Genomic DNA, 22,790 nt, shown 5'->3' with positions numbered 1-22,790 from the left:
AGACGGCGGTCGGCCGGAGGGTTGTGTGGTCACGGGCTCTTCTTCCCAGGAGGAGTGAGTTCCCCGGGGACCATTGTGTGCGCCGTCCGGGTGGTGCCCGCAAGCCGGGGATGTCACGGTGGCAGGGTGAGTCGGACGCCGGAATCGTCATCGTCGGGGGGCTCCGCGAGGGCATGGCGGGACGCCCTCGTCGCCGTCGTCGCGGGATTCGTGGTGATGACCGCGGTCGCCGCCGCCGGGCTGATGTGCGCGGGCGCTGGCGGCCTTCCGAGCGGCGCGTTCCCGCATGTGGTCGCGGCGGTCGTGGTGATGGCGGCGGGCGGTTCCCTGGAGGTGTCGGCCGGTGCCGGTTCGCTGGCGGGGGCGGACGTGAACCTGTCCGCGGTCCCCCTCTCGGTGACTCTGGCGGGCGCCCTCGTGACCGGCTACCTCTTCCTGCGCCCCCTGCACAACCGGGCCGTGGCCCGGCCCCGCGAACTCATCGGCCGTGCGGTCCCGTTGGTCGTACTGTGGCTGCTCGCCCTGACCAGCGCCGCCTTCCTCGCCCGTGAGACCTTCGGCATCTCCACGGGCGACTCCCCCATCGGCACCATCACCGAACTCCTGGACTCCGCGCCCACGGTGGGCTTCCAGGCCGACCTGCCGGCCACCCTCCTGTACGGACTGCTGTGGATCCTCGGCCTGTTGGTGATCGCCCTGCTGGTCTCGCGGCGCGCCCCGCTCCCGGCCCGGCTGGTCCGCTTCCACACGGCGCTGCGCCCGGCCGCCTTCGCCACGATGCTGCTGCTCCTCGCCTACGTCGTCCTCGGCATCGGGGTCGGCGTGGTCGTGGCCGTCACCCAGGGCCATGCCGACCGGACCCTGGCCGTGATCCTGCTCGGGCTGCCGAACCTCGTCTGGCTCGCGCTCACCCTGGGCTTCGGCGGCGCCTGGGAGGGCAACGTCGAGGGGCCCTTCGGGCTGCCGATGCCCCAGCTGCTGGACCAGGTCCTGCGCGGCTCCGACCCGTCCCGGATCGACGTGTCCGCGCTCGCGGAGCAGGACTCCCGGGCCTGGTGGCTGGTGGCGGTGGCCGCCGTCCTGCTGCTCGGCACGGGCGTGCTGGCGGCCGTACGCTCCCCCGCCCACGTCCGCCCCTGGCAGCACGCCCTCCACCTGGGCGTGGCCCTGGCGCTGGCGACCCTGACGGTCTGCCTGCTGGGTCGGATCCAGGCCCAGTTCGGCCTCTCCCTGCTGGGGATCGGCGAGGTGGACGGCCTCGGCGGCCAGGTCCACCTGGAGCCCGTGCTGTGGCGCAACGTCGGTCTCGGGCTGCTGTGGGGCGCGGTGGCGGGATTCCTGGGCGCCCTGCTGGCCCGTCCACTGCACCGTGGCGGCCGGGTCGACGAACCGGTCGCCACGACCACCGCGACACCCGAGTAGGCCGAGCAGGACGCGCGGGCGGAGCAGCACGAAGGAGCCGGGAGCGGCTCAGGCCGTCCCCCCGGGCGCCGGCCGGCTGAACACCGGCAGCGCCCACGCCGGCACCGGAGGCGGGGCGGGCAGGTCGGGGTGCGCGGCCCGCCCCGCCCCGCCCTCCGCCTCGCCCGCCTCCCCCGGCGGTCGGCCGCCCTCCCCCGCCCGCCGCAGGGCCCCGGTGAACTCCAGACAGCTGTTCCACCGGTCGTCCGGCGACTTGGCCAGCGCCTTCGCCAGGACCGCGTCCACCTCCTCCGGCAGTCCGGGCCGCCGCGAGCTCAGCGCGGGCGGGGCGTCGTACTGGTGGGCCCACAGCAGGGCGATGTCGTCGTCCCGTTGGAAGGGCGGTTCCCCGGCGAGGGCCTCGTAGACGACGCACCCCAGGCTGTAGACGTCGCAGCGGCCGTCCACCGGCTTCCCCGAGATCTGTTCCGGCGCCACGTAGGTCAGGGTGCCGACGAACTGCCCGTCGGTCGTGAACCCGGTCAGCGACAGCGACTTCTTCGTCAGCCCGAAGTCCGTGAGGTAGGCGTGTTCCGGGTGGTCCCGGTCCGTGCCCGGTGCGATCAGGATGTTGCCCGGTTTCACGTCCCGGTGGACCAGGTCGTGGGCGTGGGCGGCGTCCAGCGCGGAGGCCACCTGGCCGGCGATCCGCGCGGCCGTCTCCACCGGCAGCGGGCCCGTCCGGTCCAGCATCACCCGCAGGTCCGGACCCTCGACGAGGCGCATGGCGATGTAGAGCAGTCCGTCCGCCTCTCCCGCCTCGAACACGGGCACGATGTGCGGGTGCTCGATGGTCGCGGCCACCTTCGACTCGTGGGCGAACCGCTGCCTGAAGGTGTCGTTCCGGGCCAGCTCGGGGGCCAATAGTTTCAGTGCCACCCGCCGGTCGAGGCGCAGGTCCCGCGCCACGTAGACGACCGCCATGCCGCCGCGCCCGATCTCGCTCTCCACCAGGTACCCGGCGATCTGCTTCCCGCGCAGGTCGGTGGGGGACCCGCCGGCGGGCTCCGCCCGTTCCTCGTCCACCGTCAGCCGCCCCCGGGGTCGCGGGTCTCCACGATCCGCGTCGGGTCATGGGCCACCGCCCGTTCGGACCGGTCCCCGGGCTCTTCGCGCGGGATTGCGACCGCGTCGGTGGGGGGCGGTTCCCGCCGTACGGCGGCCCCGCCGGCCGGAGTCGTGGCCGCGGGCGGTTGCCGTGGCCCGGGTTCGGGCGCGGCCGGGCCGCCCGGGCCGGCGACGACCGCGTAGGTCGTCATGCGGTCCCCGTCGTCGTACAGCCACCGGCCCGACTTCTCGTCGTAGAGCCAGACCGATTCCCCGTCGATGACCACGCCGGCCCGCAGCCCGCGCAGCGAGCGGCGGAAGGCGTCGGCGTCGATCCGTCCCGAGGCGAGCTCGTCCACGGCCCGCCGGTAGCGTTCCAGGGCCTCGGAGCCGCGCGTGAGCAGCGGCCGCGGGTCCTCGGAGCGGACCGGGGGCCGTCCGCCGGCCGTCGGCGGCGGGTGCGGTACGGCGACCAGCAGCCGCCCGTCCACCCAGGCGGACCACCCGTTGGCGCACAGGACCTCCCCCCACTCCCCGCGCCGGGACAGCAGCTGCACGGGCAGGAACGGGTCGAGGGGCACGGTCGGCCGGCTGACGTCGGGGCCCTCCCAGGCGGGCAGTCCCTCCTGCGGCACCACATGGGTGGGCCGGAAGCCCTCCACCTCGCCTCCGGGTTGACCCAGCGGGCTGCTCATGGGGCCTACTTCCGCATGACGGTCGGCTCGTGGCGGCGCAGCAGCCGGGCGACCAGCACGCCGAACAGCACGGACAGGACGACGAGCATGCCCATTTCGAGGAGCCAGAGGTGGGCCTCGTGGTCGAACAGCGGGTCCTGGGTGATCTTGCCGGGCACGATCGCGCCGAGGTCGATGGTGCCCGCCATGGCTCCCATGGCCCACCGGGCCGGCACGAACCAGGCCAGCTGTTCGATGACGGGGACACCGGTGAGCTTCAGCAGGGAACCGCAGAAGACGACCTGGACGATCGTGAGGAGGACCAGCAGCGGCATGGTGACCTCCTCCTTGGTCACCAGGGCGGAGATCAGCAGGCCGAGCAGCATCGCGGTGAGGGACAGCAGGGCGACGGCGAGGGTGATCTCCAGGAGCGGTGGCATGAAGAGGCCGCGGCCACCGGGGGCGTTGATGGTGACGCCCGCGAGGCCCACGAGGGTGAGGACCACGGCCTGGGCGACGGTGATCGCGCCGAGGACCACCACTTTGGACATCAGGTAGGCCGACCGGGACAGGCCGACGGAACGTTCGCGCTGGTAGATGACGCGTTCCTTGACGAGTTCGCGCACCGCGTTGGCGGCGCCGATCAGGACTCCGCCCACACAGAGGATGAACAGGGCGTTCAGCGCCGTTTCGGCGTTGAGGGTGTTGCCGGCGAGTGCGCGGGTCATGGCGCCCATGACGAAGGGCAGCGCGACCATGATGACCAGGAAGGTCCGGTCGGACCTGAGCACGGCGGCGTACCGGCGGATCAGGGTGGAGAGCTGGGAGCCCCAGCTCTGGGCTTTGGGCGGCGGCTGCGGCGGGGCCCCGGCGGCCCGTTCGGCCTGCGCGGTGAGCGGGAGCCGGCCGGCGGTGACGTCGATGTGGCGGCGGTACAGCGGCGAGGCCCGGTACTCCCCGGCCCAGTCGCGGTCGCGCTGGTTCTCGAAGGCTTCGAAGGCCTCGGGCCATTGTTCGAAGCCGAAGAAGTCGAGGGCCTCCCCGGGGGCGCCGTAGTACGCGATGCGCCCGCCCGGGGCGAGGACGAGGAGGCGGTCGCAGCCTTCGAGGTTGAGCACGCTGTGGGTGACGACGATGACCGTGCGGCCGTCGTCCGCGAGGTCGCGCAGCATGTTCATCACCGAGCGGTCCATGCCGGGGTCGAGTCCGGAGGTGGGCTCGTCCAGGAAGAGCAGGGAGGGCTTGGTGAGCAGTTCCAGGGCGACGGAGACGCGTTTGCGCTGGCCGCCGGAGAGGCTGTGGATGGGCTGGTCGGCACGCTGTTCGAGGCCGAGTTCACTGATCACCTCGTCGACCCGGGCCTGGCGTTCGGCCTGGGCGGTGTCCTGCGGGAAGCGCAGTTCGGCGGCGTAGGTGAGGGCGCGCCGGACGGTGAGCTGGGAGTGCAGGATGTCGTCCTGCGGGACGAGGCCGATGCGGCTGCGCAGTTCGGCGTAGTCGCGGTAGAGGTCGCGGCCGTCGTACAGGACGGTGCCCTGATCGGCGGGGCGCAGGCCGGTCAGCGCGCCGAGCAGGGTGGACTTGCCCGCTCCGCTGGGGCCCACGACGGCGAGCAGGCATTTGGCGCCGACCGGGAAGGAGATCTGGTCGAGGAGGGTCTTGCGGCCGTGGTCGACGGCGACGGTGAGGCCCTGGACGTCGAGGGAGACCTCGCCGGTGTCCACGAACTCCTGGAGCTGGTCGCCGACGAGGCAGAAGACCGAGTGGCCGATGCCGACGATGTCGCCCTCGGCGACGCGGGTGGCCCGGGTCACGGCGGCGCCGTTGAGGTAGGTGCCGTTGTGACTGCCGAGGTCGACGATCTCGTAGCTGCCGTCGGCGAGGGCGTGCAGCTCGGCGTGGCGGCGGGACACGGTGAGGTCGTCGACGACGAGGTCGCTGTCGGGGGCGCGGCCAATGCGGACGGCGGTGCGGACGGGCAGCGGACGCACGGTCGTCGGCTGCCGGAAGGTGCCGGTCATGGCCGGGTTCGTCACGTCGGAGGGGCGGCCGGTGCCGGGCGCGGGGGGTGGTGCGGGCGGGGGTGGCGGCGCGGGACCGATGACGGCGGCGCGCGGCCCGTCGTCGACGCTGCCGAAGCGCAGTTCCGTGCCGACGCCGACGCTCCACTCGTGGACGCGGTGACCGTCGGCGAAGGTGCCGTTGGTGCTGCCCTCGTCCTCCAGCGTCCAGTGGTCGCCGTCGGGGCGCAGGATCGCGTGGTGCCAGGAGACGCGGGCGTCGTCGAGGCAGATCTCGCAAAGCGGGTCCCGACCGACGTGGTAGATCCGGTCGGGATCCATCTCGGTGGCGCCCCAGTCGGTCACCAGGACGAGCTGGGGCGCGGTCGGCACACTTGGGCGCTGGACCATGACCAGATTTTCCCACGATCGGGAAGGTCCGGCACCGGTCCGGCATCATCGCAGGTCAGAGGCCTCTTATGGGTAATGACAACGGTCCCCGTTGCAGCCTTTGCCGATCCCGCCGGGGTGCGCTTCACTTCACGCGACGGAACCGAACACACGGGTGCCGCGACGAGACGGGGGACGCCATGAGTGGGCACGACCACGCGCACGACGGCCACGGACACGGGAACGGGAACGGGCGCGCGAACGGGTCCGCGGGCCACGACCACGACCACGGCCACGGGCCCGGGGGGCACAGCCACGGCGTGGCGGCCGATGCCGACCGGCGCTGGCTGGCGATCGCACTCGCCCTGATCGGCGGGTTCATGGCCGTCGAGGTGGTCATCGGCGTCATGGCCAACTCGCTGGCCCTGATCTCCGACGCGGCCCACATGCTGACCGACGCGGTCTCGATCGTCCTGGCGCTGATCGCCATGCGGCTGGCCGCGCGCCCCGCCCGTGGCGGCTTCACGTACGGCCTCAAGCGGGCGGAGATACTCTCCGCCCAGGCGAACGGGCTGACGCTGATCCTGCTGGCGGTCTGGCTGGCGTACGAAGCGGTGCGGCGGCTGCTGGACCCGCCGCCGGTGGAGGGCGGGCTGGTCGTGGTGACGGCGCTCGCGGGCATCGTCGTCAACGTGGCCGCGGCCTGGTGCATCTCCCGGGCGAACCGTTCCACGCTCGTCGTCGAGGGCGCCTACCAGCACATCCTGAACGACCTCTTCGCCTTCATCGGCACCGCGGTCGCCGGTCTGATCGTGCTGACCACCGGTTTCCGGCAGGCGGACGCGATCGCCACGCTGGTCGTGGTGGTGCTGATGGTCAAGGCGGGTTACGGGCTGGTCCGCGAGTCCGGCCGGATCCTCCTGGAGGCCGCCCCGGCCCATGTGGACCCGGACGCGGTCGGCGACCGGCTGGTCGGGCACCCGCCCGTCACCGAGGTGCACGACCTGCACATCTGGACGATCACCTCGGGCCAGGCGGCGCTGTCCGCACACGTGCTGGTGGAGCCGGCGGGTGACTGCCACGCCGTACGCCGGGACCTGGAGCGGCTGCTCGACAAGGAGTACGGGATCACGCACACCACCCTCCAGGTGGACCACGCGCAGGAGTCCCTGCTCACGGTCGGCCGCGCGGGCGGGGGCGCCTCCGACGCGCACTGCGCGGACGCGCACGGTCCGGTCCACCGGCAGGGACCGCACGACCACTGACGGCAGACCGCGCACCCACGTCACTGGTCCGGGTCCGTACGGGGCATGGATGTACCCATGACACACAAACGCAGTGCCGGACTGCTCCTCTTCCGGCGGACCGGTCCGGAGCCGGAGTCCGGTGTCGAGGTGCTCCTCGGACACATGGGCGGCCCGCTCTGGGCCGGACGCGAGGCCGGGGACTGGGCCATCCCCAAGGGTGAATACGGTCCGGAGGAGACTCCGCGGGACGCGGCCCGCCGCGAGTTCACCGAGGAGATCGGGCTGCCCCCGCCGGAGGGCGACTACCTGCCGCTCGGCGAGGTACGCCTGACCAGCGGGAAACTGGTGACCATCTGGGCGGTGGAAGCGGATCTCGACCCCGCGCTGATGGTGCCCGGGACCTTCACGATGGAGTGGCCCCCGCACTCCGGGAACGTCCAGGAGTTCCCGGAGCTGGACCGGGTGGCCTGGTTTGCTCCGCCCCTGGCGCAAAACATGCTGATCCCATCCCAACTCCCGTTCTTGGAACGACTGTTGGGGCTCCTAAAGGTTTGACCCACACTTGCACTTGCCAACACCCTTACCTGCATGGACATTGCACACATGGCGAACGTCGTGCTGGTGGGGACCTTGGACACCAAGGGTGTGGAGTACGGCTGGCTGCGCGAGAGGCTGGTGCGCGCCGGAGTCGAAGTGGTACTGGTCGACACGGGAATCATGGGCGAACCCCGGGTGGCCGCCGACGTACCGCGTGATGCGGTGGCGCGGGCGGCCGGAACGGAACTGTCGGAACTGCTCACGGCCGCCGACCGGGGTGCGGCCGTGACCACCATGGCGAGGGGCGCGGAGGCGACCCTCTTACGCCTGCACGCCGAGGGCAGGCTGCACGGGGTGCTCGCCCTCGGCGGGAGCGGTGGCACTTCCATCGCCACCCGGGCGATGCGCGCCCTGCCGCTGGGCGTACCGAAACTGATGGTCTCGTCCATGGCGTCCGGGGACGTACGCCCCTACGTGGGCTCCTCGGACATCACCATGATGTACAGCGTGGTGGACATCGCGGGGATCAACAGCATCTCCGCACCGGTCCTGGCGAACGCCGTGGCGGCGATCACCGGGATGGCCCGGGCCTACGCCCGTACCTCCGCGGAGGGACGGCCGCCCCGGCTGGGCGCGGACGGCCGCCCCCTGGTCGCGGCGAGCATGGCGGGCGTGACCACGGCCGGGGTGGACGCGGCGCGCGAGCGGCTGACGGAACTCGGCTACGAGGTGCTGGTCTTCCACGTCAGCGGCTCCGGCGGCCGCACCTTGGAGACCCTGGCCGGCCAGGGGGTCTTCGCGGGCGTCCTCGACCTCACCCTCAGCGAGCTCGCCGACGACCTGTGCGGGGGCGTCCTCACCGCGGGACCGGACCGGCTCAGCGCGGCCGGGCGGGCCGGGATCCCGCAGGTGGTGAGCCTGGGGGCGCTGGACATGGTGAAGTTCGGCCCGCTGGAGAGCCTGCCCCGGCGGGTCCGCGACCGGGGCGTCCACGTCCACAATCCGTCCATCACGGTGACCCGTACGACGGCGGCCGAATGCGCGGAACTCGGCCGTCGGGTCGCCGCGAAACTGTGCGCGGCGAGCGGCCCCACGGCGGTCTGCGTCCCGCTCCGTGGACTGTCCACGCTCGGCGCGCCGGGCGGGCCCTACCATGACCCCGGCGCGGACCGGGCCCTGTTCTCCGCACTGCGCGAGGGCCTGCGGGGCAGTGCCACGAGGCTCTACGACTACGACACGCACATCAACGATCCGGCCTTCGGGCGGGCTGCGGCCGACCGGCTGCACGCCATGATCGGCGCCATGTCGGCCGCAGCCTGAGGGGGCCGCCGTGGTTGGGAACCGGCCACGGCGGAAACCACGTCCCATGGGGCGTCCGGCCCGGGGAGGGCCGGTGGACGCCGGTCCGGGACCGGTCGTCCGAGCGATGCGGCGGCGCCACACGGCAGGCAGGGGGCAGGAACGATGGACGACGAGCGGGCGGCATGGTCGGTCCCCGGCTACACGGAGGTCCGTGAGCTCGGTTCGGGCGGCAGCGGCCGCGTGGTGCTCGCCGTCCACGACGGCACGGGCACCCCGGTCGCGGTGAAGTACCTCAGCGACCGGCTGCGCCAGGATCCGGCGTTCGTCGGGGAGTTCCGGGCCGAGGCCCGGCTCCTGGGCGGGCTGCAGACCCCGTACGTGGTCAGGCTCTACGAGTACGTGGAGGCGACCGGCGGCGCGGCCATCGTCATGGAGCTGGTGGACGGCATCTCCCTGCGCGCCCTGCTGAAGCGGTCCGGGCGGGCCGACGCCGAGGCCGCGCTGGTGGTCCTCAAGGGGTCCCTGCTGGGGCTTGCGGCGGCGCACCGCGCGGGCGTCGTCCACCGCGACTACAAGCCCGAAAACGTGCTGGTCGCGCCGGACGGCTCGTCGAAGCTGGTGGACTTCGGGATCGCGGCGAACCGGGGCAGCACGCCCGGCGTGGCCGGAACCCCCGCCTACATGGCTCCCGAGCAGTGGCAGGGCCGGCCGGCCTCACCCGCAGCCGACGTGTACGCGGCGACGGCGACCTTCTTCGAGTGCCTCACCGGCCGCAAGCCCTACGACGGGGAGAACTTCGCCGAGCTGGCCGTCCAACACATCGAGGCGCCGGTGCCGGAGACAGAGGCGCCGGAGCCCGTACGTCCGCTGATCCGGCGCGGCCTCGCGAAGGCGCCCGAGCAGCGGCCGGAGAACGCAGAGGCGTTCGTGGCCGAACTGGAGGGCGTGGCGCTGGCCGCGTACGGGCCCGAGTGGGAGGAGCGCGGGCAGCGCAAGCTGGCGGCGCTGGCCGCCCTGCTGCCGCTGCTGTTCCCCTCGGCGGGCGGCCCGGCGGCCGGCACCACGGCGTTCGCCACGACCACGGTACCCAGCGGCTCCGGCTGGGCGCCGGGGCGCCGCGGTTGGCTCGCGGCGGGCGTGGCGCTGGTACTGGGCACCGTGCTGGTCCTGACGACGGACGCGATCGGCGCGGCCCCGGGCGCGGCTTCGGCGGTGAGCGCCTTCGCCACGACGAGTGCGGCCCCGCCCGGACCGGCCTCGCCGAGCGCGAACCCGAGCCCGAGCCCGACGGACTCCGCCTCCCCTTCGCCGAGTCCGAGCCCTTCGGCGTCCCCGAGCCCCTCGCCGTCCACGTCCACGTCCCCGTCGGCTTCTCCGTCGTGGTCGACGAGCCCCACCCCGAAGCCGACGGTGAGCTGGTCGCCCACGCCGACCCCGACGCCCACGCCCACGCCGACGCCCACGCCGACGCTGAAGGTCACGGACATCTCCGTGTCGCTCAAGACCGGCGTCTACCGGGGCGACGCGGCCATCTCGGTCAGCTCCCAGGGCACGGGCTCGGTCACCGTGACCGTGGAGTGGTTCCTGGGCAGCACGCAGGGCTCCTACTCCGTCCCCGACGGCGCGGAGTCGTTCGTGGTCCCGGCCGGCTCGACGGCCACCGAGAACAGGTCCCACACCTTCGCCCGCGGCCGTGGCTGCTACGGCGGGGTCCGCGTCACCACCAAGCCCACCGCCGGGAACAAGTCCGCGTCAGCCTCGCAGTACCTGCTGCGCTGCCAGGAGGAGGTGCCCCGATGAGCGGTTCCGGCGCCCCCGAGGGCGACGACTACAGCGCCACCGTGCTCGGCAGCCACTGGTTCAGCGGCCCCCCGGACACGACGAAGAGGATCGCTCCCGAGGAGGTGGTCCCCGACCGCGTCGAGGGCTCCGTGCTCCGGTTCGGGCCCGGGGTGACCGCGGCCATGCCCGCGCCGTTCCCCCTCGACGTCACGCGGGCCGTCGCGCCGTCGCCCCGGCGGCGTCCGGCCGGGCTGCGGCGGTACGCCCTCGCGGCGCTCGTCCTGGCCGCGGTCCTCGCGTACCTCGGGTGGCAGCGGCTCGGGCCCGGCATCGAGGTCCGGGACGTGGCCGTGAGCACCGATCCCAAGGGCCCGGCCTGCGACGCGGCGGCCGATGTGGTGGCCGTCGTGGCGACCAACGGGCGCCCGGGCGTCCTCACCTACCGGTGGGTGCGCAGCGACGGCACCCGGTCCGAGGAGCTGACCGAGCGGGTACCGCGCGGGCAGCGGGAGGCCCGGCTGCACCTGCTGTGGACCTTCCGGGGCACGGGGAGCTACCCGGCGAAGGCGGAGCTGCAATTGGTGTCGCCCGGACAGCGCACGGCCGCGGTGGACTTCACGTACCGCTGTTCCCCGTAACGGGCGCGGCCGCGGTGCCGGGCAGCCGGATGACGGCGCGTCCGCCGTCGAGGTCGACCCGGGTGCGCGGCGGGGCGCCGTCCTCCTCGTCGTCGCGCATGACGAGGGCGCTCTGCCGCTCCTTGAGCTCGTTCTGCTTGCCCGGCGAGAAGCTGGCGTGCAGCTGCTCGAAGCCGGTGGCGGACATCTGCCCCTGGCGTCCGTTCCACCGCCAGGGCAGCAGCCCGGCGCGGCCCGCGCGGACCAGTGCCAGGTCGAGGAAGGCCACGGCGGTGAGCACCAGAGCCAGACCGGGAAGGGTCATGAAGACGACGAAGCCCATGCGGTGACGGTAGCCGAAGCCGGGTTCGCGGGAGGCCCGCGGCCCCTCGGAGGAGCGGCCGCGGGCCGTTTCGCATTCCGCCCCCGCCGCAACCGGGGGACGGACGTCAGGGGGCTCCGACCGGGGTGGGAACCGGGGGTCAGAAGCGGGGGCAGAAGCGGGGTCAGAACCGGGCGTGCGCGGTGATGTCCGCCTCGAACTCGCCCGTCATCGCCGGGGTCACCGTCGGCCGGCACTGCCGGACCGCCGCCAGGTAGTCCTGCGTGGTCGCGCCCAGCTGCGCAGCCGCCGCGCCCCGCGCGCCCACCGCCTCGAGGTCCCGCTCGAAGGACACCTGCGCCGCGATCCGCGCCGCGTGCTCGATGTCGGCCGGTGTGAACAGCTCGGTGGCCGCCACCAGGGCGTTCACGTCGACGTCCGCGCGACCCGCCGTGTAGCGGGACCAGATGGCGGCGCGCGCTCCGGCGTCCGGGGTGCCGATCGGGATGAGGTAGTCGAAGCGCCCGGGCCGCAGGAAGGCCGGGTCGAGGGACCGGATGGAGTTGGTGGCGCAGACCAGCAGCCGCTCGTCCCCCTCCCGGAAGCCGGGTATCAGCTCCAGCAGCTCGTTCGTCACCCCGTGGATCCCGCCGGGCTGCGCGGGCTCGGTGCGCACCGGTGCGATCTCTTCGACCTCGTCGATGAAGACGAGCACGCGCTCCAGCTCGGCGATCCGGGCGAACGCGTCGCGCAGCGCCGCCGCCAGGTTGCCCTCGTCGGCGAGGCGGGAGGGCAGCAGTTCCACGAAGGGCCAGCCGAGCCGGGAGGCGATGGCCCGGGCGAAGGTGGTCTTGCCGGTGCCGGGCGGGCCGAAGAGGGTGATGGCGCGCGGCGGCCGCACCCCGTGCGAGGCGGCCCGCTCGGGCTCGGCGAGCGGCAGCACCACGCGCCGCTCGATGAGGTCCTTCTCCTTCTCCATGCCGGCGACCTTGGCCCACAGGTCGTTGGGGAGGAAGCGACCGCCGAGGTCGTCGAGGAGGCCCGCGGCCGGTCCGTGCAGCGGCTCGGTCTTCTCGAAGTAGGCGACGGCCGGCTGCCGGGTGTATCCGGCGTTGAGGAGGCCTTCACCGAGCATGTCCTCCTCGGGCAGGACGTACGCGATGCGGCCGACGCGCGCGGCGATGAGCCGCCGCTCCAGTTCGACGAGCAGGGCGCTGGCCAGGCCCCGGCCGCGCCAGCCGGCGGCGATCGCGATGCGCATGACCCAGGCCCGTTCGCCGGTGACGCAGGCGAGCGCCGCGCCGATGGGGACGCCCTGGTGGACGGCGACCACACAGGGCTGGCGGTCGGTCAGCGCGACGATGCACTCGGCGAGCGAGAAGACGGACTCCTGGCCGAGTTCGGCCGTGGTGTCGATCAGATGGACCACCGCTGCGAGATCGCTCTCGCGGTAGTCGTGGATGAGCCAGTTCACCGGGTACCGCCCCTCGTTCGTGCTCCTGCGGCGAGGCTAGGGGCGGGTGGGCCGGACGATCACGCTCCGTGGTGCACAACACCCGGGCCGGAAACCGTCCGTGGCGTCCATAGACTGGTGCTTTCCGCCGACGCCCCGCACCGAGGATCCGCGCACCTTCATGCCTTCCGACATATCCGCCCTGGCTGAATCCCGGTGTCGGCGCGTTCTGGTGTGGCTGGTCCCCCTGCTGTGGACCCTGGGGCTCGGTCTGTGGGGGCTCTCCCGGCAGGACAGCGTGTGGCGGGACGAGGCGGCGACCTGGCAGGTGGCCGGGCGGTCGGCGGGTGAGATATGGGCGATGCTCGGACACGTGGACGCCGTGCACGGGCTCTACTACCTGCTGATGCACGGCCTCTTCGAGGTGTTCGGGGCGAGCACGGCGACCCTGCGGCTGCCGTCGGTGCTGGCCGTCTCGGCCACCGCGGCCTGTGTGGCGCTGATCGGGCGGCGCCTGGCCGGGTTCTGGGCGGGGCTCGGCGGCGGGCTGGCCCTCGGACTGCTGCCGGCGGTCCAGTTCTACCTCCAGGAGGGTCGCCCGTACGCGCTGGTCGCGGCGGGGGCCGGGCTCTCCACGCTGCTGCTGGTCTCGCTCCTGGAGCGCGGGCCCGGACGGCGGGCCTGGCCGCGCTGGGCGGCGTACGGGACCACCGTGCTGGTGTGCGCCCTGCTGAACTGGCTGTCCCTGCTGGTGCTGCCCGCGCACGCGGCGACCTTGGGGTGGGTGCGGGCCGGGCGGCGGGTGTGGCTGCGCTGGGCGGCGTACGGCTCGGGCGCCGTGGCGGGGGCGCTGCCGCTGGTCCTGTTCAGCCGCGGCCAGTCCGACCAGGTGTCCTGGATACCGCCGCTGACCTGGCACATGCTGATCGGGCCGGGGATCCTCCTGGTGATCGGCGGGCTCGGCGCATGGGCGGAACGGGCGGACCGCAAGGCGCTCTCGGTGGCCGCGGTCGGCCTGCCGCTGCTGGCGGTGCCGCAGCTCGGGTTGATCGGGCTGTCCCTGGTGCAGCCGCTGTTCCAGGACCGGTACGTGCTGTTCAGCATGGTGGGGCTGGCGCTGCTGATCGGCGTCGCCCTGGGCGCCGCCGTACGGGCCTGCGCGCCCCGCTTCCCGAGGGCGGCGAACCTGCTGGTGCCGGGCGCGGCCGGGCTCTCGGTGCTGGCCCTGCTGCCGGTGGCGCTGGACAAGCGGGCCCCGGCCAGCCGGATCGACGACGTGCTCGCGGTGGCCGGCGAGGTGGCCGGGCTGAAGCAGGACGGGGACGCGGTGCTGTTCGTCCCGGCCGCGCGCCGGGACGCGGCGCTGGTCTCGCCCGGCGCCTTCGGGGGTCTGGCCGATGTGGCGCTGGCCGCGTCCCCGGCCGCCTCGGCCACTCTGAAGGGCGAGGAGGCGGACCCCGCGCGGATCCGGGCGGCGCTGCTCGACCAGCGGCGGGTGCTGCTGGTGACGGACGCGGAGAAGGTGGCGAAGCCGCCGTCGGCGGAGCGGGACAAGGCCAAGGAGGCGGTCCTGCAGGAGCACTTCGCGGTGGTGGCGGACCGGCAGGTGCGGGGGCGCCGGGTGACGGTGTACGAGCGGCGCGGATAGCCGCCGATCGGCTGCCGACATCCGACATAGCGGGTCCTGTCCGGGCATGCCCCGGGTTTCACACGAGCTTCACAGGATTCACAGGGGATTCATACGGAACACCATCCTCCGGACATAGGTTCGGCGGGCAGGGTGGAAAAATGATCCACTCCACGCTCCCTCGACCGGCCCGGCGCACCCGTGCGCGGCGGGCGTCCCGGATCCTGCTGGCGCTGTCCGCGACGGCCGTGCTGATCGGCGTGGACCTGCCCGACGACGCCACCGGACCGCCGCTCGGCGTGACCGCGTGGGCGCGCCCCGGCGCCACCGCCGACCGGGTGGGCGCGCTCTTCGCGGGCGGGCAGGGCCGCGGGCACCACTGCACCGCCGCCGTGGTGCACAGCGAGGAGGGCGATGTGATCGCCACCGCCGCGCACTGCCTGGAGAGCCCGCACACCACCGTCTTCGCGCCGGGCTACCGCGACGGCAAGGCCCCGTACGGATTCTGGAAGGTCACCGGCACCTACATCGCTCCGGGCTGGACGGACGGCCAGGACCCGGACGACGACGTCGCCTTCGCGACGGTGGCCCCGGTGGACGGCGGGCGGACCGGGAGCGTGGAGGACGTCGTGGGCGGTTTCCCGGTCGCCGCCGAGCAGCCGGACCACGCCAAGGTGACGATCATCGGCTACCCGCGGACCCTGGACGCCCCGGTGCGCTGCGCGAACACCACGGACCTGCTGTCCGCGACCCAGCGCCGGATCGGCTGCCCGGACCTCACCGGCGGCACCAGCGGCAGCCCCTGGCTGGTGAACGGGGCACTGGCCGGGGTGCTCGGCGGCTACGAGGGCGGCGGGAGCGTCCCGGAGATCTCGTACAGCGCGGTCCTGGGCGACCGGGCGGTAGAGCTGTACCGGCAGGCACGGTCCTGAGGCTTTGATCGTTCCGCCCCCGCCCCGCCTCCCCTAGCGGCCGACGGGGATGCGTTCCGCGTCGGGTGCCGAGGGCTGGGCGGGAAGCCGGTCGATCGACGGGCCGCGCGGGGTGCCCGACCGGATGTCTTGCACCCCGCGGCGCAGGCGGTCGCGCAGCAGCCGGCCGAGCGGGCGTTCCACGAGCCGGTGGACGAGCCAGGCGAGCAGCAGCATCGCGGTGATCACGCCGATGACCAGCGGTACGGGCGCCACGTCGTGCCGGAAGAGATGGATGAAGGTCAGCCCGGCCATCATGTGGATCAGGTAGAGCGGGTACGTCAGCGCTCCGGCGTGCGGGAGCCAGCGCCACTGGACACCGTCGAGGGCACCGAGGGCTATGGCCGCCATGAGGGCGAAGCCCAGGGCGATGATCAGGTGCACGGGCCAGGCGGGCGTCCGCTCGGCGGCTGCTCGGCCCAGGTTGCTGATCATGCGGGTGTGCACGTAGTGCTGCGCGAGGAGGAACTGGACGCCGACGACGGCCCACAGGACGGCGTTCGGCCGGAAGCGGCGCATCAGGTAGAAGCCGATGCCGGCGATGAAGTACGGGGACGAGGACGAGGCCGCGAAGAAGGACAGCACGCCGTTGTCGGCAGTGGGCGCCACGACACCGGCCAGGGTCCAGGCCGCACAGAACAGGACGCAGTTGCGATAGGTGACGCCGCGCATGACCACGATCGCGAACAGTACGTAGAACTTGAGCTCGACGAAGAGGGTCCAGTAGGCGTCGTCGATGTTCGGGACGCCGAGGCCGCCCTGGAGCATCGACAGGTTCACCAGGACATGGCTGAACGCCTTGACCTGCCTGACCTCGGGCCAGGCGTACAGCACGAGGGTGGTGAAGGCGACGGCCGCCCAGTAGGCGGGGAAGAGCCGGGAGACCCGGGACACCGCGAAGTCGCCCACCGTGCGACCCCAGGCGCTCATGCAGATCACGAACCCGCTGACCAGGAAGAAGATCTCGACGCCGACCCAGCCGTAGACGGCGAACGGGTGGGCGTTCGGGAAGATCTCCGCGGGCGCTTTCCCCCAGGCGCTTTCGAGGGCGAAGTAGTGGTAGAAGAGCACGCTGAGCGCGGCGAGGACCCGCACCCCGTCGAGGACCGCCAGGCGCCCGCCGGGGACCGCTCCGGCCGGCGCGCGGCCTTGGCCGCCCGCCCCCGACTCTCCGGCTGAACTGCGCGAGCTCATCCCTCGACCGCCTCCTCATATGTACGACTGTCCGATAACCGCCCTGGATCAGCGGAACCCTACAGCGCACCTACGCGCAGCTCACCTCACCGGTCCGGGAGCTATGTGAGCGCGGCCGGGGCCTCGAACCAGGTCGGCTCGTCGCTCAGGGCCCGGTGGATCCGCTCCAGGCCGAAGGGGTCCAGCGGCGGCAGCGCGTCCACCTCGAACCAGGCCACTTCGAGGGACTCGTGGTCGTTGGCCCGTGCCTCGCCGCCCGTCGCGCGGCAGCGGAAGGTGATGTCCTGGAACTGGCAGACGTCGCCGTTGGGGTAGGTGATCGGCTCCGTCATCTGGACGAGGACCACGCGCTCGACGACGCAGCGCACCGCCGTCTCCTCGTACACCTCGCGCACGGCGGTCTCGGCGGGCTGCTCCCCCGGCTCGGCGATTCCGCCGACCACCGCCCACTGCCCGGTGTCGGAGCGCCGGCCGAGCAGCACCCGGCCGAGGTCGTCGAAGACGATGGCCGTGACTCCGGGCAGCAGGAGCAGCTGGTGCCCGGCGGTGGCGCGGATCCGGCGGATGAAATCGGGAGTGGTCATGCCCCGACCCTACGAGGCCGCCGGACCGAATCCGGCCTCAGGCGGCGCGGCGCGAGCGGATCCGACGGTTCAGGATCCACCCGAAGCCGCCGGCGGCCAGCAGGAGCAGCGCGTATTCCGGCAGCGGACCGACGACCGTGGCCGGGGTGCGGCCGGAACGCAGCGGGATCTCGGTGACCAGCGCGTCCGCGGTGAACATCTCGGTCTGCGAGACGATCTTCCCGTCGGGGCGGATGACGGCACTGACCCCGCTCGTGACGGGGACGAGGACGGTGCGGCTGTGCTCGACGGCGCGGATCCGGTCCATGGCGAGCTGCTGGTAGGTCATCTGGGTCCGGCCGAAGGTGGCGTTGTTGCTCGGTACGGCGATCACCTGGGCGCCGGCCCGGACCGTGGAGCGGACGGCGTCGTCGAAGGCGGCCTCGAAGCAGGTGACCATGCCGACGCCGCTGCCGGCCATGTCGAAGACGCCGGGCTCCTTGCCGGGACCGAAGTCGCGGCGCACCCGGTCCACGTCGGAGCTGAAGAGGCGGACGACGGAGCGCATCGGGATGCGCTCGCCGAAGGGCTGGATCTTGCGCTTGTCGTAGGTCGCGGTGGGGCCCTTGACCGGGTCCCACAGGATCATCGTGTTGCGCAGCGGGCCCGTCTCCGGGGCCACCACGGCACCGATGGCGACGGGTACCCCGATGGCCTTGACGGCCTGGTCGATGACGGCGTGGGCGTCGGGCTCGGCGTACGGGTCGAGGTCGGAGGAGTTCTCCGGCCAGACCACGAAGTCGGGCTTCGGGGCGCGGCCGGCCCTGACGTCCTCGGCGAGCTGCACGGTGCGCTTGGCGTGGTTGTCGAGGACGGCCCGGCGCTGGGAGTTGAAGTCGAGGCCGAGGCGGGGCACGTTGCCCTGGATGACGGCGACCACGGCGGTGCCGTCCTCGGCCGCGTCGGAGACCAGCGGGCGGGCGGCGAGGCCCGCGCCGATCGGGGCGGCGACGGTGAGCGCGGCCAGCGCTGCGGTGGTGCGGCCGGGGTGGCGGCGGGCGGTGCGCAGGACCTCGTAGAGGCCGAATCCGCAGAGGGCGACGCCGAAGGAGAGCAGGGGCGTGCCGCCGAGGGCGGCGAGCGGGGTGAAGACGCCGTCGGCCTGCCCGAAGGCGAGCTTGCCCCAGGGGAAGCCGCCGAAGGGGGCCCGGGCCCGCAGGGCCTCGCCCGCGACCCACACGGCGGCGGCGAACAGCGGCCAGGCCCGGAGCCGGCTGACCAGGGCGATGCCGAGGCCGGTGAGGCCGATGAGGAGCGCTTCGAGGGTGCTCAGCGCCAGCCAGGGCACCGGGCCGACCTCCTCACCGGTCCAGACGAGGAGCGGCAGCAGGTAGCCGAGCCCGGCGAGGAGCCCGAGCCCGAAGCCGGCCCGGGCACGGCGGCCGTGGAGGCAGCCGGCGAGCAGGGCGAGGGCGAAGGGGGCCAGCCACCACAGCGGGCGGGGCGGGAAGCTGAGGTAGAGCAGCACGCCCGAGAGCGCGGCGAGCAGGGCGCGCAGCAGCCACAGCCCCTTGCGGTGCGCGGCGGACCGGGCGGTCGCGGGGGACGTGGCCGCGTCGGCCCGGGGCCCGTCGGCGGACTGTGAGGGCTCGTTCCCGGTCGTGCGGGTGACACTGCTGCTCATCTGGCGGAGTGTACGTCCCCGCACCTCGCGGACGGGTGAGCGCCCGGCCGCGCTCCGCGGGACCACCCCTACCGGGCGAGGGCGCGCAGGTGGGTGCGGATGACGCGGACGGCGTTCTCGGCGTCGTCGACGGTGACGGTGAACCGCTTGCCGTCGCCGAGGACGAGGGCCAGGCCCTCGCCGCGCCGGACGATGATCGCGGTGCCCTTTTCGGGGCGCCAGCGGTGGCCCCAGCCTCCCCATTGCTGCGGGGTGATGCTGGGGACGAACTCGGCGGAGGCGACCTCGGTGAGCCGGATCCTGCGGCGGGGCACCCCCATGTGGCCGCAGCGCACTTCCAGGGCCTCTGCGTCGACGGTGACGGCGACGTGTACGAAGGCCAGGGTGCCGTAGAGGATGAGCAGCCCGACGGCTAGGCAACCGATCACGGACATGAGCAGCGGGATGATGCCGGCGGTCCAGGCGTAGTCGACGGCGAGCTCGATGCCGAGCGCCAGACAGGCCGCGCCGACGGCGGCGAGCAGCCACTGCACGCGGTTGGAGGCGCGGCCCGCCCAGAGCGGACCCGGAGGGTGACCCGTCATGAGTAGCAGCGTACTCACGTTCCGCTTGCCCGCCACCGTCTCTCGCCCACTCGGTGCAGCGCGGCGCTATCACCACAGCCGTGGTACCACGCCTGCCGTACCACACCTGCGGTACCACGGCTGTGGTTAAGGTGGCATCGTGAATCAGGACCGGAGGGACCGGCTGCGGGACGCGGCCGTCGCCGTACTGGCGCAGGAGGGCGGGCGCGGGCTGACGCACCGGGCCGTCGACGCGGCCGCCGCCGTGCCGACGGGCACCGCCAAGAACTACTTCCCGACCCGCGACGCCCTGCTGCGGGCCGCGGCCGAACGCTGCGCGGAGCAGTACCGGGCGCTGGCGCAGACACCGTCGGGGGCCGGACCGGAGCCCGCCGGTGCGGCGCAGCTCGCCGCTCTGCTCGCGGGGCTGCTGCGCAACGCGGCCGGACCCGGCCGCACCCGCGTGCTGGCGTACCTGGAGCTCCAGGCCGAGGCGGCGCGCCGGCCCTGGCTGGCCGCGCTGCTGGACCCGGTCGCGGCGGCGGACTTCGCGGCGCACGCGCACCTGTTGCGCGCGGCCGGGCTGCCGGCCGGACCGGCGCGGGCCCGCGCGCTGACCCTCGCCCTGCACGGCGCCGTCCCCCACCTGCTGACCGGCGCCCCGGCCACCCTGGCGGCGGCCGGCCTGGACGACCTGGACCGCTTCGCGCGCGAACTGCTGGCGGCCGTGTGCGAGGAGGAGACCCGGTGATCACCCGAGTGGACCGGGCCGTGGGAGCCGTCATCGGCTCGGCGGCGGGCGACGCGCTGGGCGCGCCCTACGAGTTCGGGGCGGCGGGGGAACTGACCGCGCGCGGCGCCGAGATGGCCGGGGGCGGCGGTTGGGACCCCGGTGAGGCCACGGACGACACGCAGATGGCCGTCCTCGTCGCGGAATCCCTGCTGGAGTGCGGGGGTCTCGAACTCCCCGACGTCTTCGGCCGGTTCCAGCGCTGGGCCGCCGGGGAGCCCAAGGACATCGGACTGCAGACCGAGGACGTGCTGACCAACGGCGAGTCCTGGGAACTCGCCGCGGCCCTGCACTTCCAGATCAACGCACGGGCCGCGGGCAACGGTTCCCTGATGCGGGCCGCCACCTCGGCGGTCTACTTCGCCCCCGCGGGGCGGGAGGGGACCATGGACGCCGCCCGGCGGATCGCGGCCCTGACGCACGGCGACCGGGCCGCCTGGGAGGGGACCGCGATCCTGCACGAGCTCGTCCGCGTCGCCCTGGAAGGGGCCGATCCGCTGGCCGCCCTCCCCGCGACGCTCGACGCGGTCCATCCGGCGCACCGCGAGCGGTACGGCCGCGTGCTCGCCCCCGACTGGCATCCGGAGCTGGCCACCGAGTTCAACGGGGCGGTGTGGCCCTGCCTGGGCTCGGCCGTGTGGGCGCTGCGGACCACCAGCGGCTACGCCGAGGCGGTACGGGCCGCCGTGGACCTGGGCGGGGACACCGACACGGTGGCCGCGGTGACGGGGGCCCTGGCCGGCGCCCGGTACGGGCAGGGGGCGGTCCCGGAACACTGGACGGCGGCGCTGCACGTACCGCTGCCCGGGTTCGGGGACCGGGTCCTGGACGCGGACGACCTGCGCACGCTGGCTCAGCGGCTCGCGGCGGCCGGCTCCCGCTGAAGCTCCAGGCGCCGCCCCCTGAAGGCCGCGCGCAGCCGCCGGTCGTGCGTGACCAGGACCAGGGTGCCGCCGAAGTGGGCCAGGGCCGCCTCCAGTTCCTCCACCACGGCCGGGGCCAGGTGGTTCGTGGGCTCGTCCAACAGCAGCAGGTCGAGGGGGCGCGCCACCAGCCGGGCCAGCTCCAGCTTGCGGCGCTGACCGGCGGAGAGGGCGCGCACGGGGCGGGCGAGGTCGTCCGGGGCGAGCAGTCCGTGCTCCGCCACCCGGTCGGCGTGCTCCTGGCCGAACAGCTGGACGGCGGAACGCGGTTCGCGCTGCCACGGATCGTCCTGCCGGAGCAGCCCGACCCGCGAAGGCGCCCGTACGCTGCCCCGCGCGGGCTCCAGTTCCCCTGCGAGCAGGTGCAACAGGGTCGACTTCCCTGCGCCGTTGGGCCCGGTCACCAGGAGCCGCTCCCCCGGCGGCAGCGTGAGCGAGACGGGCGCGAGCCGTCCCGGCAGGGCCGCGTCGGAGATCTCCACCGCTCCCGCCGAACCCTCGGTGAACCGGCCGGTGAAGGAGAGCGGTCGCGGGGGCGGTGCGACCGGGCGACCGGTCAGTCGGTGCAGCCGTTCGCGGGCAGCGCGGATGCGGCTCGCGGCGCCGTGGGTCCGGGACCGGGCGCGGAAGGCGCCGGCTCCGCTGAAGCCGCGCGGCAGCTTGCGCGGGATCGCGGCGAACCGCCCGATGTTGGTGTCGGCGAGCCGCTCGGCGTCCCGCACCTCCTCGCGCCACTGCTCGTACTCCCGCTCCCCGCGGGCCCGTTCGGCGGCCCGGGCCGTGCGGTAGCCCGCGTAGCCGTTGCCGTAGCGGCGTACCGTCCGGCTGTCCTGGTCCACTTCGAGGACGGCGGTCGTGACGCGGTCGAGGAAGAGCCGGTCGTGGGTGACGGCGATGACGGTGCCGCGGTGGGCGAGCAGGTGCCCCTCCAGCCAGGCGACCGCCTCGTCGTCGAGGTCGTTGGTGGGTTCGTCGAGCAGCAACAGTTCCGGCTCGGCGGCGAGGGTCGCCGCGAGCGCGAGCCGGGAGCGCTGACCGCCGGAGAGGGTGCCGAGCGGGCGGTCCGGGTCGAGCTCGGCGCGTTCGCCGAGGCGGCGCAGGGTGGCCGCGACGCGCCGTTCGGCATCGTGGCCGCCGCGCGCCTCGTAGGCGGCCAGGAGGTCTCCGTACGCGACGAGTTCCTCAGGGCCGGCCCGGTGGAGCAGGGATTCCGCGGCGCGGATCCGGCGCTCCAGGGCGCGTACGTCCGCGAGGGCGAGGTCGACGGCCTCGCCGACGCGGGCGGTCGGCGGGAGGTCGAGGGTCTGGGCGAGGTGCCCGAGGCCGCCGGGGGCGGTGACGGCGACCTCTCCGTGGTCGGGGCGCTCCCGTCCGGCGAGGAGCCGGAGCAGGGTGGACTTGCCGGAGCCGTTGTCACCGACGACGCCGATCCGCTCGCCGGGCCGGACCGTGCAGCTGACGCGGTCCAGGACGACGCGGGTGTCGTAGCTCTTGGTGACCTCGGACAGGACGATCTGGGTGGTGGCGAGCGGAGCACGCAAGGGCGATTCCTTTGAGAGTCACGAGAGACGAACCGTTTCGTCTCGTTACATGCGCAACCGTAGACCAGGTCCGGATCGCATGCAAGACGATTCGTCTCGCCA

General features: G+C 73.7%; 20 protein-coding genes. 10 read left to right on the top strand and 10 right to left on the bottom strand.

What is annotated here, in order from left to right; translation table 11 throughout:
* The first annotated feature begins 126 nt into the window (after positions 1–126).
* Positions 127–1,422 carry a streptophobe family protein gene (locus OG594_RS17710; protein WP_266599937.1) on the top strand — a complete coding sequence of 432 codons (1,296 nt, stop codon included), beginning with the start codon at positions 127–129 and terminating at the stop codon, positions 1,420–1,422.
* A gap of 48 nt (positions 1,423–1,470) precedes the next feature.
* Here the strand turns inward: OG594_RS17710 and OG594_RS17705 are convergent, their stop codons facing one another.
* From OG594_RS17705 to OG594_RS17695, 3 genes are read right to left on the bottom strand one after another with little or no spacing between them, the layout of a single operon-like run.
* Positions 1,471–2,487, bottom strand: coding sequence for a serine/threonine-protein kinase (locus OG594_RS17705; RefSeq protein ID WP_266599935.1), 1,017 nt, complete (start codon positions 2,485–2,487; stop codon positions 1,471–1,473).
* A 2-nt stretch (positions 2,488–2,489) separates the two neighbouring features.
* Positions 2,490–3,203 carry a hypothetical protein gene (locus tag OG594_RS17700; protein ID WP_266599933.1) on the bottom strand — a complete coding sequence of 238 codons (714 nt, stop codon included), beginning with the start codon at positions 3,201–3,203 and terminating at the stop codon, positions 2,490–2,492.
* A 5-nt stretch (positions 3,204–3,208) separates the two neighbouring features.
* Complete coding sequence (locus tag OG594_RS17695; RefSeq protein ID WP_266599931.1) at positions 3,209–5,593, bottom strand: FHA domain-containing protein; 2,385 nt, start codon at positions 5,591–5,593, stop codon at positions 3,209–3,211.
* A gap of 179 nt (positions 5,594–5,772) precedes the next feature.
* Here OG594_RS17695 and OG594_RS17690 point away from each other — a divergent pair, with 179 nt between their 5' ends.
* The 5 genes from OG594_RS17690 (at position 5,773) to OG594_RS17670 (ending at position 11,078) form a co-directional block, all read left to right on the top strand.
* Positions 5,773–6,837, top strand: coding sequence for a cation diffusion facilitator family transporter (locus OG594_RS17690; RefSeq protein ID WP_266599929.1), 1,065 nt, complete (start codon positions 5,773–5,775; stop codon positions 6,835–6,837).
* A gap of 57 nt (positions 6,838–6,894) precedes the next feature.
* The gene (locus OG594_RS17685) at positions 6,895–7,374 is read left to right on the top strand and encodes an NUDIX domain-containing protein (RefSeq protein ID WP_266599927.1); all 480 of its coding nucleotides are present in this window, start codon (positions 6,895–6,897) and stop codon (positions 7,372–7,374) included.
* Between the two features lie 48 nt (positions 7,375–7,422).
* On the top strand, positions 7,423–8,676 hold the full coding sequence (locus tag OG594_RS17680; RefSeq protein ID WP_266603007.1) for a Tm-1-like ATP-binding domain-containing protein: 1,254 nt from the start codon (positions 7,423–7,425) through the stop codon (positions 8,674–8,676).
* Positions 8,677–8,820: 144 nt separating this feature from the next.
* Complete coding sequence (locus OG594_RS17675; protein ID WP_266599925.1) at positions 8,821–10,458, top strand: serine/threonine-protein kinase; 1,638 nt, start codon at positions 8,821–8,823, stop codon at positions 10,456–10,458.
* The gene (locus OG594_RS17670) at positions 10,455–11,078 is read left to right on the top strand and encodes a hypothetical protein (RefSeq protein ID WP_266599923.1); all 624 of its coding nucleotides are present in this window, start codon (positions 10,455–10,457) and stop codon (positions 11,076–11,078) included. The genes OG594_RS17675 and OG594_RS17670 overlap by 4 nt, the downstream gene beginning before the upstream one ends.
* Here the strand turns inward: OG594_RS17670 and OG594_RS17665 are convergent.
* Entirely contained in the window at positions 11,056–11,400 is a 345-nt protein-coding gene (locus OG594_RS17665; protein ID WP_266599921.1) for a DUF6191 domain-containing protein, read from the bottom strand. The genes OG594_RS17670 and OG594_RS17665 overlap by 23 nt on opposite strands.
* A gap of 163 nt (positions 11,401–11,563) precedes the next feature.
* Positions 11,564–12,853, bottom strand: coding sequence for an ATP-binding protein (locus tag OG594_RS17660; RefSeq protein WP_266599919.1), 1,290 nt, complete (start codon positions 12,851–12,853; stop codon positions 11,564–11,566).
* Positions 12,854–13,013: 160 nt separating this feature from the next.
* Here OG594_RS17660 and OG594_RS17655 point away from each other — a divergent pair, with 160 nt between their 5' ends.
* Both OG594_RS17655 and OG594_RS17650 read left to right on the top strand, forming a co-directional pair.
* The gene (locus OG594_RS17655; protein WP_266599917.1) at positions 13,014–14,480 is read left to right on the top strand and encodes a glycosyltransferase family 39 protein; all 1,467 of its coding nucleotides are present in this window, start codon (positions 13,014–13,016) and stop codon (positions 14,478–14,480) included.
* A gap of 140 nt (positions 14,481–14,620) precedes the next feature.
* Positions 14,621–15,391, top strand: a complete 771-nt coding sequence (locus tag OG594_RS17650; RefSeq protein ID WP_266599915.1) for a serine protease — start codon at positions 14,621–14,623, stop codon at positions 15,389–15,391.
* Between the two features lie 33 nt (positions 15,392–15,424).
* Here OG594_RS17650 and OG594_RS17645 read toward each other — a convergent pair whose 3' ends face one another.
* The 4 genes from OG594_RS17645 to OG594_RS17630 all read right to left on the bottom strand — a co-directional run bounded on the left by OG594_RS17645 (position 15,425) and on the right by OG594_RS17630 (position 19,455).
* Entirely contained in the window at positions 15,425–16,624 is a 1,200-nt protein-coding gene (locus OG594_RS17645; protein WP_266599913.1) for an acyltransferase, read from the bottom strand.
* Between the two features lie 101 nt (positions 16,625–16,725).
* The gene (locus OG594_RS17640; RefSeq protein WP_266599911.1) at positions 16,726–17,208 is read right to left on the bottom strand and encodes an NUDIX domain-containing protein; all 483 of its coding nucleotides are present in this window, start codon (positions 17,206–17,208) and stop codon (positions 16,726–16,728) included.
* A 37-nt stretch (positions 17,209–17,245) separates the two neighbouring features.
* Positions 17,246–18,871 (bottom strand): apolipoprotein N-acyltransferase, encoded by a 1,626-nt coding sequence (gene lnt, locus OG594_RS17635; RefSeq protein ID WP_266599909.1) that lies wholly within the window; start codon positions 18,869–18,871, stop codon positions 17,246–17,248.
* Between the two features lie 68 nt (positions 18,872–18,939).
* Positions 18,940–19,455, bottom strand: coding sequence for a hypothetical protein (locus OG594_RS17630; protein ID WP_266599907.1), 516 nt, complete (start codon positions 19,453–19,455; stop codon positions 18,940–18,942).
* Between the two features lie 139 nt (positions 19,456–19,594).
* Here OG594_RS17630 and OG594_RS17625 point away from each other — a divergent pair, with 139 nt between their 5' ends.
* Together OG594_RS17625 and OG594_RS17620 are read left to right on the top strand one after the other, a co-directional pair.
* Entirely contained in the window at positions 19,595–20,185 is a 591-nt protein-coding gene (locus OG594_RS17625) for a TetR/AcrR family transcriptional regulator (RefSeq protein ID WP_266599905.1), read from the top strand.
* Positions 20,185–21,108, top strand: a complete 924-nt coding sequence (locus tag OG594_RS17620) for an ADP-ribosylglycohydrolase family protein (RefSeq protein ID WP_266603005.1) — start codon at positions 20,185–20,187, stop codon at positions 21,106–21,108. Before OG594_RS17625 ends, OG594_RS17620 begins: the two co-directional genes overlap by 1 nt.
* On the opposite strand, the gene OG594_RS17615 is transcribed toward OG594_RS17620, so the two are convergent.
* Complete coding sequence (locus OG594_RS17615) at positions 21,078–22,688, bottom strand: ATP-binding cassette domain-containing protein (protein WP_323185235.1); 1,611 nt, start codon at positions 22,686–22,688, stop codon at positions 21,078–21,080. The two genes, OG594_RS17620 and OG594_RS17615, sit on opposite strands and share 31 nt — an antisense overlap.
* Positions 22,689–22,790 lie beyond the last annotated feature (102 nt).

This window comes from Streptomyces sp. NBC_01214, assembly GCF_026340975.1.
In the GTDB taxonomy this organism is placed as follows: domain Bacteria; phylum Actinomycetota; class Actinomycetes; order Streptomycetales; family Streptomycetaceae; genus Streptomyces.
Note: the sequence above shows the minus strand (reverse complement) of the source record. Positions and strands in the feature narration are given on the sequence as shown.

Bases quoted from the DNA above. Each gene is read 5' to 3' on its own strand.
- OG594_RS17690 (WP_266599929.1), top strand. From the start codon at position 5,773: ATGAGTGGGCACGACCACGCGCACGACGGCCACGGACACGGGAACGGG.
- lnt (WP_266599909.1), bottom strand. From the start codon at position 18,871: ATGAGCAGCAGTGTCACCCGCACGACCGGGAACGAGCCCTCACAGTCC.
- OG594_RS17700 (WP_266599933.1), bottom strand. From the start codon at position 3,203: ATGAGCAGCCCGCTGGGTCAACCCGGAGGCGAGGTGGAGGGCTTCCGG.
- OG594_RS17630 (WP_266599907.1), bottom strand. From the start codon at position 19,455: ATGACGGGTCACCCTCCGGGTCCGCTCTGGGCGGGCCGCGCCTCCAAC.
- OG594_RS17695 (WP_266599931.1), bottom strand. From the start codon at position 5,593: ATGGTCCAGCGCCCAAGTGTGCCGACCGCGCCCCAGCTCGTCCTGGTG.
- OG594_RS17655 (WP_266599917.1), top strand. From the start codon at position 13,014: ATGCCTTCCGACATATCCGCCCTGGCTGAATCCCGGTGTCGGCGCGTT.
- OG594_RS17670 (WP_266599923.1), top strand. From the start codon at position 10,455: ATGAGCGGTTCCGGCGCCCCCGAGGGCGACGACTACAGCGCCACCGTG.
- OG594_RS17685 (WP_266599927.1), top strand. From the start codon at position 6,895: ATGACACACAAACGCAGTGCCGGACTGCTCCTCTTCCGGCGGACCGGT.
- OG594_RS17645 (WP_266599913.1), bottom strand. From the start codon at position 16,624: ATGAGCTCGCGCAGTTCAGCCGGAGAGTCGGGGGCGGGCGGCCAAGGC.
- OG594_RS17665 (WP_266599921.1), bottom strand. From the start codon at position 11,400: ATGGGCTTCGTCGTCTTCATGACCCTTCCCGGTCTGGCTCTGGTGCTC.
- OG594_RS17680 (WP_266603007.1), top strand. From the start codon at position 7,423: ATGGCGAACGTCGTGCTGGTGGGGACCTTGGACACCAAGGGTGTGGAG.
- OG594_RS17650 (WP_266599915.1), top strand. From the start codon at position 14,621: ATGATCCACTCCACGCTCCCTCGACCGGCCCGGCGCACCCGTGCGCGG.
- OG594_RS17675 (WP_266599925.1), top strand. From the start codon at position 8,821: ATGGACGACGAGCGGGCGGCATGGTCGGTCCCCGGCTACACGGAGGTC.
- OG594_RS17640 (WP_266599911.1), bottom strand. From the start codon at position 17,208: ATGACCACTCCCGATTTCATCCGCCGGATCCGCGCCACCGCCGGGCAC.